Annotated in this window: 17 protein-coding genes; 7 read left to right on the forward strand and 10 right to left on the reverse strand. The window is 63.1% G+C overall.

Annotation, left to right across the window (positions count from 1 at the left end; translation table 11 throughout):
* Nucleotides 1–38: 38 nt before the first annotated feature.
* The gene (locus tag KHQ24_RS09385) at nucleotides 39–1,271 is read right to left on the reverse strand and encodes an MFS transporter (protein ID WP_032456074.1); all 1,233 of its coding nucleotides are present in this window, start codon (nucleotides 1,269–1,271) and stop codon (nucleotides 39–41) included.
* 276 nt (nucleotides 1,272–1,547) lie between these two features.
* On the opposite strand from KHQ24_RS09385, the gene KHQ24_RS09390 reads away from it, so the two are divergent.
* Nucleotides 1,548–3,155, forward strand: a complete 1,608-nt coding sequence (locus KHQ24_RS09390; RefSeq protein ID WP_211777242.1) for an FAD-NAD(P)-binding protein — start codon at nucleotides 1,548–1,550, stop codon at nucleotides 3,153–3,155.
* Nucleotides 3,156–3,262: 107 nt separating this feature from the next.
* Nucleotides 3,263–4,363, forward strand: coding sequence for an NADH:flavin oxidoreductase/NADH oxidase (locus tag KHQ24_RS09395; protein WP_211777243.1), 1,101 nt, complete (start codon nucleotides 3,263–3,265; stop codon nucleotides 4,361–4,363).
* Nucleotides 4,364–4,592: 229 nt separating this feature from the next.
* Here KHQ24_RS09395 and KHQ24_RS09400 read toward each other — a convergent pair whose 3' ends face one another.
* Nucleotides 4,593–5,081, reverse strand: a complete 489-nt coding sequence (locus KHQ24_RS09400) for a hypothetical protein (RefSeq protein WP_004205841.1) — start codon at nucleotides 5,079–5,081, stop codon at nucleotides 4,593–4,595.
* Nucleotides 5,082–5,169: 88 nt separating this feature from the next.
* Complete coding sequence (locus tag KHQ24_RS09405) at nucleotides 5,170–6,075, reverse strand: LysR family transcriptional regulator (RefSeq protein WP_072206860.1); 906 nt, start codon at nucleotides 6,073–6,075, stop codon at nucleotides 5,170–5,172.
* Nucleotides 6,076–6,249: 174 nt separating this feature from the next.
* Here KHQ24_RS09405 and KHQ24_RS09410 point away from each other — a divergent pair, with 174 nt between their 5' ends.
* On the forward strand, nucleotides 6,250–7,227 hold the full coding sequence (locus KHQ24_RS09410; RefSeq protein ID WP_017900276.1) for an NAD(P)H-dependent flavin oxidoreductase: 978 nt from the start codon (nucleotides 6,250–6,252) through the stop codon (nucleotides 7,225–7,227).
* Between the two features lie 32 nt (nucleotides 7,228–7,259).
* On the opposite strand, the gene hpxK is transcribed toward KHQ24_RS09410, so the two are convergent.
* From hpxK to hpxU, 7 genes are all read right to left on the reverse strand, one after another.
* Nucleotides 7,260–8,519, reverse strand: coding sequence for an allantoate amidohydrolase (gene hpxK / locus KHQ24_RS09415; protein WP_043519587.1), 1,260 nt, complete (start codon nucleotides 8,517–8,519; stop codon nucleotides 7,260–7,262).
* Nucleotides 8,516–9,757, reverse strand: coding sequence for a pyridoxal-phosphate-dependent aminotransferase family protein (locus KHQ24_RS09420; protein ID WP_043519588.1), 1,242 nt, complete (start codon nucleotides 9,755–9,757; stop codon nucleotides 8,516–8,518). Before KHQ24_RS09420 ends, hpxK begins: the two co-directional genes overlap by 4 nt.
* Before the next feature lie 15 nt (nucleotides 9,758–9,772).
* Entirely contained in the window at nucleotides 9,773–10,510 is a 738-nt protein-coding gene (locus KHQ24_RS09425; RefSeq protein ID WP_002905293.1) for an amino acid ABC transporter ATP-binding protein, read from the reverse strand.
* Nucleotides 10,491–11,147, reverse strand: a complete 657-nt coding sequence (locus tag KHQ24_RS09430; protein ID WP_002905295.1) for an amino acid ABC transporter permease — start codon at nucleotides 11,145–11,147, stop codon at nucleotides 10,491–10,493. Before KHQ24_RS09430 ends, KHQ24_RS09425 begins: the two co-directional genes overlap by 20 nt.
* Nucleotides 11,147–11,812 (reverse strand): amino acid ABC transporter permease, encoded by a 666-nt coding sequence (locus KHQ24_RS09435; RefSeq protein WP_002905296.1) that lies wholly within the window; start codon nucleotides 11,810–11,812, stop codon nucleotides 11,147–11,149. The genes KHQ24_RS09430 and KHQ24_RS09435 overlap by 1 nt, the downstream gene beginning before the upstream one ends.
* 9 nt (nucleotides 11,813–11,821) lie before the next feature.
* The gene (locus KHQ24_RS09440; RefSeq protein ID WP_012968181.1) at nucleotides 11,822–12,607 is read right to left on the reverse strand and encodes a transporter substrate-binding domain-containing protein; all 786 of its coding nucleotides are present in this window, start codon (nucleotides 12,605–12,607) and stop codon (nucleotides 11,822–11,824) included.
* Nucleotides 12,608–12,821: 214 nt separating this feature from the next.
* The gene (hpxU, locus tag KHQ24_RS09445; RefSeq protein WP_023289756.1) at nucleotides 12,822–13,661 is read right to left on the reverse strand and encodes a MurR/RpiR family transcriptional regulator HpxU; all 840 of its coding nucleotides are present in this window, start codon (nucleotides 13,659–13,661) and stop codon (nucleotides 12,822–12,824) included.
* A 179-nt stretch (nucleotides 13,662–13,840) separates the two neighbouring features.
* On the opposite strand from hpxU, the gene hpxW reads away from it, so the two are divergent.
* Genes hpxW through hpxZ form a run of 4 tightly spaced genes read left to right on the forward strand, consistent with a single transcriptional unit; the run spans nucleotide 13,841 to nucleotide 17,400 of the window.
* Nucleotides 13,841–15,427 carry an oxamate amidohydrolase gene (hpxW, locus tag KHQ24_RS09450; RefSeq protein WP_146410877.1) on the forward strand — a complete coding sequence of 529 codons (1,587 nt, stop codon included), beginning with the start codon at nucleotides 13,841–13,843 and terminating at the stop codon, nucleotides 15,425–15,427.
* 10 nt (nucleotides 15,428–15,437) lie between these two features.
* Entirely contained in the window at nucleotides 15,438–15,623 is a 186-nt protein-coding gene (gene hpxX, locus KHQ24_RS09455; protein ID WP_004205830.1) for an oxalurate catabolism protein HpxX, read from the forward strand.
* Complete coding sequence (locus tag KHQ24_RS09460; protein WP_004205828.1) at nucleotides 15,620–17,017, forward strand: AtzE family amidohydrolase; 1,398 nt, start codon at nucleotides 15,620–15,622, stop codon at nucleotides 17,015–17,017. The genes hpxX and KHQ24_RS09460 overlap by 4 nt, the downstream gene beginning before the upstream one ends.
* Entirely contained in the window at nucleotides 17,014–17,400 is a 387-nt protein-coding gene (gene hpxZ / locus KHQ24_RS09465; RefSeq protein ID WP_002905421.1) for an oxalurate catabolism protein HpxZ, read from the forward strand. Before KHQ24_RS09460 ends, hpxZ begins: the two co-directional genes overlap by 4 nt.
* Nucleotides 17,401–17,422: the final 22 nt, after the last annotated feature.

Raw genomic sequence — 17,422 nt, forward strand, 5'->3', positions numbered from 1 at the left:
TTGTCTGCCGGGCGTCTGACAACGCCCGGCGTCAGCACTTAACGGCTGGTGGAGAGCGGCTGGTGAGGCGCCGTCCCGGCAGGTTGCGCCACCCGGCCCTCACGGCCAAAGAAGGTCAGAATGGTAATGACGATCGCCACCGTCCCGGCCACCAGGGCCATCGCCAGGCCGTAGTTATGCCCGTGGTGCTGGGCAATGGAGGCCTGCAGGGTGGCATTCACCGAGGCCAGCAGGTTACCCAGCTGATAGACGAAGCCGGGCAGCACTGCCCGGGTGTTGGCCGGAACCAGTTCGTTGAGCCAGGTAGGGATCACCCCCCAGGCGCCCTGCACCATAAACTGCATCAGAAACGCCCCGGCCCCCAGCGCCAGCGAGCCGCTGGCGAAAGCCCACAGCGGGATCACCGGCAGCGCCAGCAGGGCGGCGCTCATAATCGCTTTGCGCCGGCCGATCTTTTCCGACAGCGAGCCGAAGAAAACCCCGCCGATGATCGAGGCGATGTTGTAGCACACCGCGATAATGCTGACCGTTTTAGGCTCGAAGCCGTGCTGGACTTTCAAAAAGACCGGGTAGAGATCCTGCGTCCCGTGGGAGAAGAAGTTAAAGGCCGCCATCAGCACCACCAGGTACAGGCACAGCTTCCAGTGGCTACGCAACACCGGCAGCAGAGCCGTGCTCGCTTTACTCTGCCGTGCCGCCAGCCAGACCGGGGACTCCTCGACGCAGAAATAGATAAACGGCAACAGCAGCACCGGCGCGGCGCCAATGACAAACATCCCGCGCCAGCCGAGCTGTGTAAACAACAGCCCGTAGGCCACGGCCGCCAGCAGATAGCCGAAGGGATACCCCGCCTGGAACAGACCGGACATCAGGCCGCGCGAGCGGTCAGGGATCGTCTCCATCGCCAGCGACGAAGCCACGCCCCAGATCCCGCCCATCGCCACGCCGTACAGTACCCGCAGCAGAAAAAACAGCATCAACGACGGCGCCGCGGCGGAGAGCAGCTCAAAGGCGGAGAAGAAAACGATGTTGAGCATCAGGATCGGTTTGCGGCCAAACTTTTCCGCCGCCCGGCCGAAGATCAGCGCGCCGACAGGCCGCACGGCCAGGGTCAGCAGAATCGCCAGGGTCACCTCTTCAAGGTCGACGTGAAACGAGTGGGCGATATCGCTCAGTAAAAAAACCAACAGGAAAAAGTCGAAAGCATCGAGCGTCCAGCTTAAAAAACTGGCGATCGCCGCGTTGCGCTGTCGTGAAGTCCAGCCGTGCATCTTGTCATCCCTATCCCGACGGCGTTGCCGGGAGCTTGCGCGGCGTCCGGCAGAGCAGGCTGGTGCCACCGCTTGTGTAAATTGTTTGTATAGAAAGTTGCTCTTTTGTTAATTACACCCCTTTTCCAGCCGCCGGCAAGTTTATTAGCACGCTAATTTGTTTCAAATTGCGTGCGACGGCCCACCGGTTCGCTAATTTTCGACCAGAATTAAGGACAGGCTGGCTTCAGTGCACTGCCCCAGATGCCGCATCCACCCACAGGAAGGGAGAGAATCATGAAGAGAATCGCCATCGTCGGCGCCGGGCCGACGGGGATTTACACCTTGTATGAACTGGTGAAGCGTGGTGAGCCGCTATCGATCGCGCTGTTTGAAAAAGAGGCGCAGGCCGGGGTGGGTATGCCCTATAGCGACGATAATACCGCGGCGCAGATGCTGGCCAATATTGCCAGCATTGAGATCCCCCCTATTGACCTGACCTATCTGCAATGGCTGCAGCAGCAGAGCGACGACTGGCTGGCGGCGCGCGGTCTTGAACGGCAGGCACTGCATGAGCGCCAGTTTCTGCCGCGGGTGATCCTCGGCGAGTACTACCGCGATCGCTTTCTGTATCTTGTGCAACTGGCCAGAGACGCCGGCTTCGTGGTGAACGTCTGCGAGTCCTGCGAGGTCACGGATATTGCGGTGCAGCCCGTCGGGATCGCCATTCACACCGACGGCGCGGCACAGCCGGTAATCGTCGATCTGGTGGTGATTGCCACCGGCCATTTGTGGCCTGAAGAAGAACGCGCCAGCCGGCAGTATTTCCCCAGTCCGTGGACCGGCCTGATGGATGCCCGCATCGCCCCCTGTCGGGTCGGGATCCTCGGGACCTCCTTAAGCGCGATTGATGCCGCCGTGGCGGTGGTGGCCCGCCACGGCGTTTTCCATACTGAGCACGACAAAACCACTCATTTTTCCCTGCATCCCGGCAGCGACGCGCTGGAGATCACGCTGATGTCACGCAACGGCGTGCTGCCGGAGGCCGATTTTTACTGCCCGATCCCGTGGGAGCCGCTGGAGATAGCCACCCCTGCAGCCCTTGAGGCGGCCGTCGCTGAGGGCTGCGACGGCCTGCTGGATCGGGTGTTCCAGCTGATCGTCCATGAGCTGGAATATGCCGCCCCGGCCTGGTGCGAGGCGACGGGGCTGCGCCAGCTGACGCCTGACAGCATCGCCGACGCCTGGTTTGCCGACCGTCTCACCCATGACCCCTTCCAGTGGGCGCAGCACAATCTGCAGGAGGTGGAGCGCAATAAGCGCGAGCGCCACACGGTGCCCTGGCGCTATGCCATTCTCCGCCTGCACGAGGCGATTGAAACCGTGGTGCCGCAGCTCAACGACGAGGACAGCCGTCGCTTCCGCCAGGGGCTCGCCCGCGTGTTTATTGATAACTACGCTGCGATCCCGCCGGAGTCCATTCGCCGGTTGCTGGCCCTGCATCAGGCGGGCATTCTGCGAATTGTGGCGCTGGGTGAGGATTACGAGCTGCAGCGCGAGTCTGACCGGACGCTGATTGTCCATCATCAGCAGCGCTGTGAATTCGATGTCTTTATCGATGCCCGCGGACAGAAAGCATTGAAAACCCGGGATCTGCCCTTTCCTTCACTGCGCCAGCAGCTGCTGGCCTGCGGCGACGCTATTCCTGACGTTGGCGATGACTACACGCTGCAGGCGCCGGAGGCCGTGCGCGGCCGGGTCGCCTTCGGCGCTCTTCCCTGGCTGATGCACGATCGCCCCTTTGTCCAGGGGCTGACGGCCAGCGCCGAGATTGGCAGCGCAATGGCCCGCGCGGTCTCCCAGCAGGCAACTGGCCGGCGGCGTCGTCTCTGGTTTATCGAATAGCAGGACGTTTAAACGCAATATCCGAATAAAGGGGGGCCAGCAGGCGTGCTATAAACAGTGGCTGTTCGCCCCCGTGCAAGACCACGTCTAACATTTACGAGGTACTCATGAGTCATCTTTTTAGCGCGACGCGTATTGGTCAGTTGACGCTGGATAACCGTATCGTTATCGCCCCCATGTGTCAGTATTCTGCCAACGAGGGGAAGGCAACCTCCTGGCACCGGATCCACCTCGGGCAGCTGGCGTTCTCCGGCGCCGGCCTGTTAATTCTGGAAGCCACGGCAGTAGAGCCGGCGGGACGTATCTCGCCTGGGGATCTGGGGCTGTGGGATGATGAAACCGAAAACGCCCTGCGTGCCGTGGTGGAGGATATCCGGGCCTGGTCACCGATCCGTCTGGGGATCCAGCTGGGGCATGCCGGGCGCAAGGCCTCCTGCGCAGCCCCCTGGCAGGGTGGCCATCAGCTGGCGCTCAACCAGGGCGGCTGGCAGACCGTCGCCCCCTCCGCGGTGGCGTTTCACGACGGCGACCGCGCCCCGGCCGAGCTGAGCCATGCCGATCTGGCACGCATCAAAGCGGCCTTTGTCGCCAGCGCGTTGCGCGCCCAACGCCTGGGCTTTGAGCTGATTGAGCTGCACGCCGCTCACGGCTATCTGCTGCACCAGTTTCTTTCACCGCTCAGCAATCAGCGCCGTGACGAGTATGGCGGTTCGCTGGAAAACCGAATGCGCTATCCGCTGGAAGTGTTTAAGGCAATCCGCGAGGCGGTGGGCAACGCCATGGCGATGGGCATCAGGTTGTCGGCTACCGACTGGGTTGAAGGTGGTTGGGACGGCGAGCAGTCCATTCAGTTCAGCCAGCAGCTGGAAGCGCTGGGCAGCGACTATATCCATGTCTCCAGCGGCGGTTTGTCGCCGCTGCAGGCCATCACCGTCGGGCCGGGCTACCAGTTGCCTTTCGCCCGCGACATTCGCGAGCAGGTAGCCATCCCGGTGATTGGCGTAGGGCTGATCACCGACCCGCAGCAGGCGGAAGCGGCGCTGGAGAATGGCGATGCCGACCTGATCGCCCTCGCCCGCGCCGTGCTCTACGATCCGCACTGGCCATGGCACGCTGCCGCCAGCCTCGGCGCCCAGGTTCGCGTTCCTTCGCAATATCTGCGCTCCGAGCCACACGGCCTGAAAGGCACCCTGCTGCCAAACCGTTGAACCCGCGGCGGGCATAAAAAAGGGGTATCGTAAGATACCCCTCAGCAGGATGTTATTGCGGTCCATATGCCGGGCGGCGTCGCCTTGCCCGGCCTACAAAAGGGTGATGCCCGGTCATTGCGCAGCCAACCCGCCCCCTGCGTAGGCCCGCGCAAGCGCAGCGCCGCCGGGCAATCTATCAGGCTCCGCTCCCTATATTTCCGGGCGACGGCCCGGCAAACACCGCGAGTTACTGCTGGGCGGGCGGTGGCGTGGTGTTCTGTTTATCCTTCGCAATACTGTCCTGAATGGCTTTGGTTTTGCTCGCCGCTTCCGCCGAAAGCTGATTGGCATCACCGATGGCGTTGTCTTTAATCTGACCCGCCTCTTTGACTATGCGGTCACTTTCCTGCTTTGCGTTCTGCTTCACCGCATCGGCCTGGGCTTTCGCCTGCTGGGCGATGGCATCCGCTTTCTTGTCCGCCTCCGCCTTGATGGCGCTGGCCTGATCCTTCAGACGATCGGCCTCGGCGTCGGCCTGGCTTTTCAGCGTATCAATTTGCTTATCCGCATCCTGCTTAATCGCCTGGGCTTTGTCCGCCGCGGCATCCTTCATCTGCTCCGCATTATCTTTGGCCTTATCCAGTTTGTTATCCACTTTCGACGCATCGTCGCAGCCAAACAGGGTCAGGCACAGGGCGGAAGCAAGCAGTGTTTTATTCCAGAGTTTCATCAGCATTCCCTTACAGGTTGAGTCATTATCCAGCCTTGTGATTTATTGCCTTAATAGCATTCACATTTTATATATAAACGCTCAGCCAGCAGAGTCAAGGCGACACCGGTCGATCCAGCGTCGCCACCAGCCCCTGCAGCCACTCGGCAAAAACCCGCACCTTATGCGAGAGATGCCGGTGCGGATAGAGCAGCGACAGTGGCCGACGCGGCGCCGGGAAGTCCGGCAGAATTTCTACCAGCTCCCCACTGTCGATATAGGGTTGTAGAAAGAATCGCATTCCCTGCAGCATGCCCAGCCCTGCCAGCCCGGCGGCGGTAAAAACTTCTGAGTTGTCCAGCACCAGTTTACCGGGGATGGCGATCTGCCTGATGCCCTCCGGGGTCTGGAATCGCCAGGGCATAATCTGTCGGCTGCTGCTGTTTACCCAGTTCACCGCCAGGTGCGACTGCAGTTCCTCCAGCGTGGCGGGCGCTCCATAGCGAGCCAGATACGCAGGACTCGCGCAGGTGGTTAACGCCACCTCCCCCAGCGAGCGCGCCACATAGTCGCCATCCTCCAGATCCCCCACCCGCAGCAGACAATCCAGCCCATCGCGCAGCATATCCCGGCGCACATCGGAGCTACTGAGGACAATTTCCACCTCCGGATGGGCCTGATAAAAATCCGCCAGATGCGGGATCACCAGCAGCCGCGCAAAAGCGATTGGCATATCGACGCGTAGCTGGCCGCGGATCGGCCGGTCCGGCGCGAACGACTCCAGCAGATCGTCGGCCTGGGAGAGCAGCGGTTTACTGCGACGATAAAACTCTTCTCCTTCCGGCGTGAGATACAGGCGGCGGGTGGTGCGCTGCAGCAACCTGACACCGCTCTCCCGCTCCAGCTGCTGCAGCGCTTTGGTCACCGCCGGCCGGTGGATCTGCAAATTTTCCGCCGCCTGGGCAAAGCTGCCGGCGTCGACGATTTCAATAAAGATTTTAATATTTTCAAACAGATTCATCTGCATAACGGCTCGTTCCCCGTCTCTTCGCCTGTCTCAATTATTACCAATTTAATAACAGTGATGAAAGTTTTTGCTCATTTTTTAAAACAATAAAGGCGCCTACACTGCCCTCATTGCCGCATCGCTGGGGCGAAGAAATTGATAACTCATTAACGAACAAGGAAAAATATCATGCAAACTAACCGTGTGGCCCGCATTTTGGGTATTGAAAAACCGGTAGTCCAGGGCCCGCTCTCCTGGCTGACCGATGCTCGTCTGGTGGCGGCCGTCGGCAACGCCGGTGGTCTCGGGGTGCTGGGCCCGAACGCCGGCCTGACGGCGGCAACCGCCGTCTCCACGCCGGAGGCGACGGCAGAGAAAATGCGCGAAGAGATCCGCAAAACCAAACAGCTGACCGAGAAACCCTTTGGCGTCAACCTGATCCCGACGGCGGAAAACGACATCTGGACGCCGGCGATCCTTCCGGTGATCAAAGAGGAAGGCGTTAAGGTGGTGGTCTACACCGGCTACGGAGACGGTTCGTTAAAACCGGCGCTGTTCGATGAGCTGAAAACCGCCGGGATCACCATTATCTACCGCGATATTAACCCGACGCCGGAGAACAGCCGTCGCGCGGAGCAGGCCGGAGCGGACATCATCGTCGCCACCGGCTTTGACGAAGGCGGCACGCTGCCGGCTACCGCAATGGGGACCTTCACTATCGTCCCGCTGATCGTTGACGCTGTTCAGCGGGTTCCGGTGATGGCCGCGGGGGGCATCACCGACGCCCGGGGAGCGCGCGCTGCTCACGCCCTCGGCGCGGAAGGCGTCTTCGCCGGTTCGGTATTCATCAGCACCGTCGAAAGTCGCGTTCCCGACTCGGTGAAAGCGAAAATTCTCGCCGCCAACGGCCTGGATCTGCGGCTGTTTCGTACGCTGCCGGACTACTACCGCGCCCTGCCTGGCAAACTGAGCGACAAGCTGGTGGCCATGGACCGGGCCGGAGCCTCAAAGGCCGAGCTGGCCCAGGCGATGGGCGGTCTGCGCGGAATGCGGCTGGGCATGCTGGAGGGGAATACCGATGAGGGGTATATCTCGCTGGGGGCGGGGATCGGCAACATCCATGCCATCGCCTCCGTCGCCGAGGTAGTCAACCAGCTGGCGGTGTGAAGCCGCCAGCCGGGGCACGGTAACCGGCGCGATCAGGCGTCAGCTACCTTCTCTACCGCCCAGGAGAACGCGTCGATAGCCAGCCCGACGTCGGCGGCGGTGACCGACTCCGCCGGGTGATGGCTGACGCCCCCCAGGCAGCGCACAAACAGCATGGCCGATGGCCAGCGCTCGGCGATGGCGATGGCGTCATGCCCTGCTCCGCTCGGCAGCGTCAGTGAACGCCCCTGCACCGCCGTCACCGCCTCGCTCAGAACCGCCTGCAGTTGACTGTCGCAGGCGGTGGCGGCGATACGGTAATACTCCTCGGCGGTGAAGCTCAGCTGGCGGCGCCCGGCAATGGCCTGCGCCTGCGCCAGCAGCTCTTCCAGCAGCGCCGCAAGCGGTGCATCCTGCGGGCCGCGAATATCCAGCGTCAGCTGCACCTCGCCCGGAATCACATTCACCGCGCCCGGCGCACAGCGCAGGGTGCCGACCGTCGCCACCAGGTTGCCGCCGCGCTGCCGGGTCAGGCTTTCCACCTGCACCATCCATTCCGCCGCCGCGGCGAGCGCGTCCTTACGATGAAGCATCGGCACCGTGCCGGCATGGCCGGCTTCGCCGGTAAAGCGGCAGGTCAGGCGGCGGGCGCCGTTAATCGCCTCCACCACGCCGAGCGCCAGGCCCGCCTGCTCCAGGCACGGCCCCTGCTCGATATGCAGTTCGAGATAGGCGGCGATATCCTGCGGGTTGCGGGCGGCATGGGCGATCCGCGCCGGATCGAGTCCGGCATTCACCAGCGCCTGGGCGACGCTCACCCCGTCGGCATCGCACTGTGACAGCCAGCTTTCGGGCCAGGTGCCGGTAACGCCGCGGCTGCCCAACAGGGTGATGCCGAAGCGGGTGCCCTCTTCATCGCCAAAGCCGACGATCTCGATAGCCTTCGCCAGCCGTCGCCCCTGCTGGTGCAGACGCTGGACCACCTCAATCGCCGCCAGTACGCCCAGCATGCCGTCGTAGCGCCCGGCGTTGCGCACGGTGTCGAGATGAGAGCCCAGCAGCACCGCCGGCGCGCCCTCCTGCACGCCTTCATAGCGACCGCAGATATTACCGACGCTGTCCTGCCATACCATCATGCCGGCGGCCTGCATCCACTGGCCCACCAGCTGGTTGGCCTGCAGATGCTCCGGCGACAGATAGACCCGGGTCAGGGCGTCGGCGGTTTCGCTGAGGGCGGCCAGCTGGTCGGCGCGCGCCATCACCCGGCTGGCGGCCGCCTCTCTCTCCGCCAGCTGGCGGACGGTATCACTCATAGGGTGGCCTCGTTGCGGTAGTGATCCCAGGCCGCCTGCATCGCCGCGCCCTGGGTGGTGGTGAACTTGAGGTAGTTCAGCACCGCCTCCAGCGCGCTGAGCGTCTGCATCACACAGTCTTTACGTGCGTTATAGCCCATGGTGCCAATGCGCCAGACTTTACCGTGCAGCGGGCCGAACGAGGTGCCAATCTCAATGCCGAAATCTTCCAGCATCAGCTTCCGCACCTGATCGCCGTTGATCCCGTTGGGGATCACCACCCCCAGCACGTTATTCATTTTGTGCCGCAGGTCGCCAAAGGTCTCGAGCCCCATCGCCTGGATCCCTTTCAGCAGCGCATCGCCGTGCAGCTTGTGGCGGGCGATGCCGTTGTCGAGTCCCTCCTGAAGGATCAGGCGCGCGCACTCCCGGGCGGCGAACAGCGCCGAGGTCGCTTCGGTATGGTGGTTAAGGCGCTCCGGCCCCCAGTAATCCATCACCATGCCGAGATCGAAATAGTTGGAGTAGATCATCTCGTCGACGCCATCGTGGTGGGCATCGGTGCGGATCCCCTGCTCAATGCAGCGGCGGCGGCGGATGACCTCTTCCATCCGTGGGCTGAGGGTGATGGGTGAGGTGCCGGAGGGGCCGCCCAGGCACTTCTGCATCCCGGCGGACACCGCGTCCAGCTGCCAGGCGTCGGTTTCCAGCGGGTTGCCGCCGAGCGACGCGGTGGCGTCGGTATAGAACAGCACATCGTGGCGACGACAAATCTCTCCCAGCTCCGCCAGCGGCTGCAGCATGGTGGTCGAGGTATCGCCCTGCACGGTGAGCAGCAGGCGCGGTCGCACGCGCTTGATCGCGTCTTCAACCTGGTCCGGGGTAAAGACTTCCCCCCACGGCACCTCGATAGTGTGTACTTCTGCCCGGCAGCGGCGCGCAATCTCGCACAGCAGATGACCAAACCGGCCGAACACCGGCACCAGCACCTTGTCGCCCGGCCGGATCGCCGACACCAGGATCGCTTCGATACCGGCGCGGGAGGTACCGTCCACCAGCATCGTCCAGCGGTTTTCGGTGCGAAACACGCCGCGGTAGAGCGCCATGACTTCATTCATGTAGTGGGTCATCGCCGGATCGTACTGACCCACCAGCTGGCTCGCCATGGCGCGCAGCACGCGCGGGTCGGCGTTGATCGGCCCCGGGCCCATCAGCAGGCGCTGCGGCGGGTTAATTTGCGAAAACTGAGTGATATCCATCTGCCATTCCTTACGTTAGTTAAGACCGCGCACCGAGGAGATAAACTGTTTCAGTTCGGTTGTCTGCGGACTGGCGAACAGCGTTTTGCTGTCGCCCTGCTCCCAGACGCGCCCCTGATGCATAAACACCACGCGGTCGCCCACTTCGCGGGCAAAATTCATTTCATGGGTGACGAGGATCAGCGTCATGCCTTCCGCCGCCAGCTGCTCCAGCACCTTCAGCACTTCGCCCACCAGTTCCGGGTCGAGCGCCGAAGTGATTTCGTCACAGAGTAAAACTTTTGGCGACATGGCCAGCGCCCGGGCGATGGCCACGCGCTGCTGCTGGCCGCCGGAGAGGTTGGCCGGATAGTAATCCAGACGATCGCCAAGACCGACCTTCTCCAGCATCCGCTGCGCCAGCTCGCGACATTCGGCCTGAGACTTCTTCAGCACCCGCCGCGGGGCCAGCATGACGTTCTCCAGCGCCGTCATGTGCGGAAAGAGATTGAAGTTCTGAAACACCATGCCGATGGAGCGGCTGATCTCCCGGGCCTGGGAATCGCGGTCGGTGATGGTCATGCCCCCGAGCTTGATGCTCCCCTCCTGGTACCCCTCCAGACCATTGATGCAGCGCAGCAGGGTGCTTTTGCCCGAGCCGCTGCGGCCGATGATCGAGATCACTTCCCCCATGTCGATATCCAGATCGACGCCCTTCAGCACATGGTTGTCGCCGTAGTACTTCTGCATCTGATTAATGGTGATGAGAGGCATTGAATTTGTTCTCCAGATAACGGCTGTAGCGGGACAGCGGATAGCACAGAATGAAATAGCCCAGCGCCACCAGGGCAAACACTTTAAACGGCTGGTAAGTGACGTTGGTCAGCATGGTTCCTGCCTTGGTCAGCTCCACAAAGCCAATAATCGATGCCAGCGCCGTGCCTTTGATCACCTGCACGGCGAACCCCACCGTCGGCGCGATGGCGATGCGCAGCGCCTGCGGCGCCACCACCCGGTACAGGGTCTGGCCGAAGCTCAGCCCGAGACAGCGCGAAGCTTCCCACTGGCCTTTCGGCAGCGCGCGAATGCTGCCGAACCAGATATCCAGCAGAAAGGCGCTGGTATAAAGCGTCAGAGCCACCGACGCCGCGGTCCATGCCGAGACGTCGATGCCGAACAGCGCTACGCCGAAAAATGCCAGAAACAGCTGCATCAGCAGCGGCGTCCCCTGAAACAGTTCAACGTAGCCGCGGATCAGCCGTTTCACCTGCCGTCCGCCGGTCAGGCGCAGCAGCAGCAGCGGTAAGGTCACCAGCGCCCCGCCGGTGAACGCGACCAGCGACAGCAGCACCGTCCAGCGACCGGCCAGCAGCAGGTTGCGGATAATGTCCCAGTCGGTAAAGGTGGTCATCATGCCTGCACCCCCAGCCATTTACGCCCCGCCGCCATCAGCAGCTGGCGCATCGCTATCGATAACGCTAAGTAGATCCCGGTGGTCACCAGATAGACCTCAAAGCTCAAAAACGTCCGCGACTGGATCAGGTTGGCGGCGAAGGTCAGCTCCTCATAGGAGACCTGCGACACCACCGACGAGCCGAGCATCACGATGATGCACTGGCTAACCAGCGCCGGATAAATCCGCTGCAGCGCCGGGGGCAGTACCACGCGAACGAAAGTTTGCGTCCGGCTGAGCCCGAGCACGCGTCCGGCCTCCCACTGGCCTTTCGGCGTCACCTGGATGCCGGCGCGCACGATCTCGGTGCTGTAAGCCCCAAGATTAACCACCATCGCCAGCAGCGCCGCTTCGCCGGCGGTCATCTTCAGACCCAGGTTCGGTAAACCAAAAACGATAAAAAAGAGCTGCACCACGAACGGCGTGTTACGGATGATTTCCACATATCCGCCCCAGATCCGGCTGAGGACGCCCGGGCGGCCGCTGCGGATCGCCGCCCCGAGGATCCCAATCGCCAGTCCGCCGATCGTCGCCAGCACCGTCAGCTGCACCGTCACCCACAGACCGGCCAGCAGCTCCGGCCAGTGCGGCCAGAGCTCAGAAAAATGAAGTTGCTCCGTCATCCACAGACCTTACGCGCCGAGGCTGGCAGGCAGCGGCGCTTTCAGCCACTTCTCAGACAAACCGTTGAGGGTGCCGTCCTTAATGCCCTGCTCGATCAGGGTATCCACTTTCTCCTTCAGCGCCGGTTCGTTCTTTTTCAGCCCGATAAAGCACGGCGAGTCCTTCAGCATAAAGCTCGGCACCGGCGCTTTGTCAGCGTTCTGCCGGGAGATGGCCGCCACCACCAGGTTACCGGTGGCGACATACTGCACCTGGCCCGACAGATAGGCCGACAGCGTGGTGTTATTGTCCTCGTAGCGCTTAATCTGCGCCGCCTGCGGCGCCACGCTGGTCAGCACCATATCTTCCACCGCCCCACGGGTCACGCCGATGCTTTTACCGCTCAGCGCGGCCGCGTCCTTCAGCTCCGCCCCTTTCGGGCCAAACACCCCGAGGAAGAACGGGGCGTAGGCGCGGCTGAAGTCGATCACTTTCTCGCGCTCGGCGTTCTTGCCGAGGCTGGAGATCACCAGGTCCACCTTATCGGTCTGCAGATACGGCACGCGGTTGGCGCTGGTCACCGGGACCAGCTGCAGCTTGAGCTTCATCGACTTCGCCAGATAGCGCGCCATATCGATGTCATACCCCTGCGGCTGCAGGTCGGTCCCCACCGAGCCGAACGGCGGAAAATCCTGGGGCACGGCAATGCGGATGACGCCGCGTTTTTCAATATCCTGGAGCTGGTCAGCCTGCGCAGCAGAAACAGACGAAAGGAGACAAGCGGCCCCGGCCAGTGCGATCAACAGTTTCTTCATGATGTTTACCCGTTACGTTAGCATGAAACAAAAGATTCTTTGAATCTGTTTTTGCAACTAATGTGCCAGATACGGTCGATGCGCGGGTTGGCGAGGAATTAAGGCAAAAAGTGAGAACGGACAGGCAGTAAGGAGCAGAAGAGTAAAAATCGACGGCGCCAGAACGCGGAACCAAATGCACCATATTGATGCACAGCACCACGCTGGCGCCCCATCAGCGTTGTTCCAGCTCGTCCAGCTGCTGATAAAGCGTAGCGATATCGTGGATCCGCGGACGACCGCTGTCGAGCGTTTCATGCAGAAAGGCATTGGCCAGCAGATTGATCAGACTGTTGACCGAGGCATAGCTGTCGTAAGCCGAGACGCTGTCCAGCGGCGCGCAGAGCTGCCAGCGGGAGAGCGGGAACAGGCTGTGGGCCTGCGGCTCGCACATTAACAGAACCGGCACCCCGTCGCGCTGCAGCTGCTGCAGCAGCGGGCGCACGATCCGCGGCCGCCGGCGAAATGCCATCATCACCACCAGGTCATCGGCGGTCAGGTCGACCAGCTCTTCGCTGAGGCTCTGCCCCGGCTGGGGCAGCACCAGCACCTGACCGCGAGCCTGCAGCAGCTGCTGGCGCAGGTGCAGCGCCGCCGGATAGGCATTGCGCATGCCAATCACCACAATGCGGCGCGCGGCCACCATCGCCGTCAGCGCCTCGGCGAACTGGTGAGCGTCAAGGGCATTGACCCATTGGGTGAGGTTCGCCATCTCCTGCTTATAATGACGCGCCAGCAGCGTGTTACCCTGCACCGCGTCGCGCTGGTCGGTCAGCGGCATTCCGCTCTGGCGCAGGGTGCGCAGTTCATCGCGCATGTCCTTATATTTGTCATAGCCCAGGCGCTTGAACAGCCGGCTGACGGTGGCTTTCGACACGCCGCTCAGCTGCGCCAGCTCGGCGCTGTTGTAGCTTATCAGGTCATCAAAGTGGTCAAAGATGAAATCCGCCACCCGCTGCTCCTGCGGCGACAGCGAGGCGTATTGCCCTTTCAGTCGTTCATCGAGTTGTTGCATAGCGCCCCTGTAACTTTCGTTTCATCATCCATCCCTCATCATACTGTATCTGCTATGCCTTACACATAGCGTGCCAGCGGGAAAATTCCGGTCATTGTTTTTATCAATGAAACGAAACGTTCAGAGCTGGAACAGCTTTTGCAGTGTTCTGCGAGTGATTCGTTCAGAAAGGATAATTTATGCACAGTAGCAACGTTTCGACCCACGGCATGGCGGTCGCTCCTCACCACCTCGCCAGCCAGAGCGCGCTGGCCATCCTGCGCGAGGGCGGCAGCGCCATTGAAGCGATGGTGGCTGCCGCCGCAGCCATCGCCGTCGTCTATCCGCACATGAACGGCCTGGGCGGGGATGGTTTCTGGCTGATCGTGCCTCCCGGGGGGGATCCCATCGCCATTGACGCCAGCGGTGCGGCCGGGTCGCTGGCCACCCTCGAGGCCTATGCCGGTCAGCGGCATATCCCCCACCGGGGGCCGCAGGCCGCGCTGACCGTCGCCGGCACCGTTAGCGGCTGGGACGAGGCGCTGCGTATTTCTCGGGACTTAACCGGCCGCGCGCTGCCGGTGGCGCGCCTGCTGGCCGATGCGATCGGTTATGCCGAAGACGGCATTCCGGTCACCGCCTCGCAGGCCCACGCCACCGCCAGCAAACTGGAAGAGCTGCGCCATCAGCCGGGCTTCAGCGAAACCTGGCTGGTCGCGGGCGAGGCCCCGCGGCCCGGCAGCCGCTTCCGCCAGCCCGCCCTCGCCGGTACCCTGCGCATGCTGGCCAGCGACGGTCTCGACAGTTTCTATCGCGGTCCGCTGGCTGAACGTCTCGCCCAGGGGATGGCCGCGCTGGGGATGCCTGTCACCCTCGGCGACCTGCAGGCCCACCGCGCCCGGCGTCCGGCGCCGCTGACGCTCCAGCACCAGCAGGGAACGCTGTGGAATCTTGCCCCACCCACGCAGGGGCTGGTATCGCTGGCGATCCTTGGCATTACCGACCGTCTGAAGATGGCCGACGCCGACGAGGCGCAAACGGTGCACCGTATCGTCGAAGCCACCAAGCGGGCGTTTGCCCTGCGCGATGCGCATATCACCGATCCGCGCCATCTGGATGTGGATGTACAGCAGTTGCTCACCCCGGAAGCCCTGCAGCCGCTGGCCGACAGCATCGACGACGCCAGCGCTTCCCCCTGGGGCGGCGGTAAAGGCCCGGGCGATACCGTCTGGATGGGCGTCGTGGATAACAGCGGACTGGCAGTGTCGTTTATTCAGAGTATCTATCACGAGTTCGGCAGCGGCGTGGTGATCCCGGACACCGGGATCGTCTGGCAAAACCGCGGGGCGGCCTTCAGCCTCGATCCGCAGCATCTCCTGGCGCTGGCCCCTGGCAAACAGCCATTCCACACCCTCAACCCTGCCGCCGCGCGCCTGAACGATGGCCGGGTGATGGTCTATGGCTCGATGGGCGGCGACGGTCAGCCACAGACCCAGGCGGCGCTGTTTACTCGCTATATCCTGCAGGGGGCGCCGCTGCAGGAGAGCATCTCACGGCCACGCTGGCTGCTGGGCCGCACCTGGGGGCAGTCCTCGGATTCACTGAAGCTGGAGGGACGCTTTGCCCCCGCCTGCATCGCGCGTCTGCGCGATCTGGGGCACGAGGTGGAAGTGCTGGCCGATTTCAGCGAAGCGATGGGCCACGCCGGGGCCATTGTCCGCCATCCCAACGGCCTGCTTGAAGGGGCTACCGATCCACGCAGCAACGGCGCCGCCGCCGGATACTAAGGAGCAGACCATGACCACACAGCCTGACTGGAGCGAGTATCTGACGCAGATGACTCACCTTTTTGATATGGAGCTGGATGCGCCGCGCCGCGAGGAGCTGGAGCGCCAGTTTGCCCGCATCGCCGCTATGGCGCAGCCGCTGATGGACTATCCGCTCGGGCCGCGCGACGACATTGCGGGGGTGTATAAAGCATGACACTTCACCATTTCACCATCGCCGAGATCCAGCGTGCGCTGCACGATGGCGAACTGAGCGCCCGGGAGATCGCCTGCCAGACGCTGGACGATATCGCCCGCGTTAATCCGCAGATCAACGCCTGGACCGAGGTCACCGCCCAGCGCATGCTGGCGGAGGCCGACAGCATCGACGCCCTGCGCCGGGAAAAGCGCCCCTTGCCGCCGCTGGCTGGCATTCCCTATGCGGTGAAAAATCTGTTTGATGTCGCCGGGCACACCACCCTCGCCGGGGCGGAGCTGCTGAGCGACCGGCCGCCGGCCGCCAGCGACAGCTGGGCGGTGCGCCAGCTGCACAGCGCCGGCGCCCTGCTCAGCGGGATGCTCAATATGGATGCCTACGCCTACGGCTTCACCACCGAAAACAGCCACTATGGCGCGACGCGTAACCCGCACGATCTGACGCGGATCGCCGGCGGTTCCTCCGGCGGTTCGGCCGCAGCGGTGGCCGCCGGACTGGTCCATTTCAGCCTCGGCAGCGACACCAACGGCTCGATTCGCGTCCCTGCGTCGCTGTGCGGGATCTTTGGCCTGAAACCCACCTTCGGCCGCCTCTCCCGCTCCGGCAGCCATCCGTTTGTCGCCAGTCTGGATCATATTGGTCCCTTTGCCCGCCGGGTGGCCGACCTCGCCGCGGTGTATGACGCCCTGCAGGGGCGCGACCCGGCCGATGACTTTCAGGCCGATAAAGCCAGCGAGCGCACCGGCAACCTGCTGGAGCGCGGACTGGAGGGGCTGCGCTGCGCGCGGCTGGGGGGCTATTTCACCACCTGGTGCGATGACGACGCCCGGGCGGCCGTGGATCGGGTCGCCCACGCGCTGGGCGCCGACAGCGAGCTGCAGTTCGCGGATGCCGCCCTGGCCCGCTCGGCGGCCTTTATCATCAGCGCCAGCGAAGGCGGCAATCAGTATCTGCCGGATCTTCGCCACTCGCCCGAGCGCTTTGAACCCCACTCCCGCGAGCGGCTGCTGGCCGGGGCGATGATCCCCTCGGCGTGGTATCTGCAGGCCCAGCGCTTCCGCCGTCATGCCCGTCAGGCGATGAAATCTCTGTTCAGTCAGGCCGACGTGCTGATTGCCCCGGCCACTCCATGCAGCGCCACGCCGATTGGCGCGGAGGAGATGGTGATTAACGGCCAGCCGCTGCCGGTGCGCGCCAGCATGGGTATGCTGACCCAGCCGATCTCCTTCCTCGGGCTGCCGGTGGTGACCGTGCCCCTGCGTACCGCCAGCGGCAAGCCGATTGGCCTGCAGCTGATAGCCGCGCCGTTTAACGAACAAGCCTGTCTTCGCGCCGCGCGGGCGCTGGAAGCGATGGGCGTTACCGATGCCCGAGTGGCGGAGAGTGCAGCATGATCAATCTGGACAATGTAGACCGCCCGGCGATCCTCGCCGAGGTGACGGCGGCGTTTTATCAGTATGAAGAGGCGCTGGTCAGCAATAACATCGAGGCGCTGGACGCGTTGTTCTGGCACGATCCGCGCACCGTGCGGCTGGGGGCCGGCGAAAATCTGTATGGCATTGAGGCGATCCGCGCCTTTCGCGCCGCCCGCCCCGCCGCCGGTCTGGCCCGCGACCTGCGCCATACCACCATCACCACCTTTGGCGCGGACATGGCGGTATGCAGCACCGAGTTTACCCGCGAAGGCAGCGCGCGCCTTGGGCGTCAGCAGCAAACGTGGGTGCGCTTTCCCTACGGCTGGCGGATTGTCGCCGCCCAGGTCAGTCTGATGGACTGAGAGGCATACACTGACGCGGGCC

The organism is Klebsiella sp. 54 (assembly GCF_018223875.1).
GTDB lineage: Bacteria > Pseudomonadota > Gammaproteobacteria > Enterobacterales > Enterobacteriaceae > Klebsiella > Klebsiella quasipneumoniae.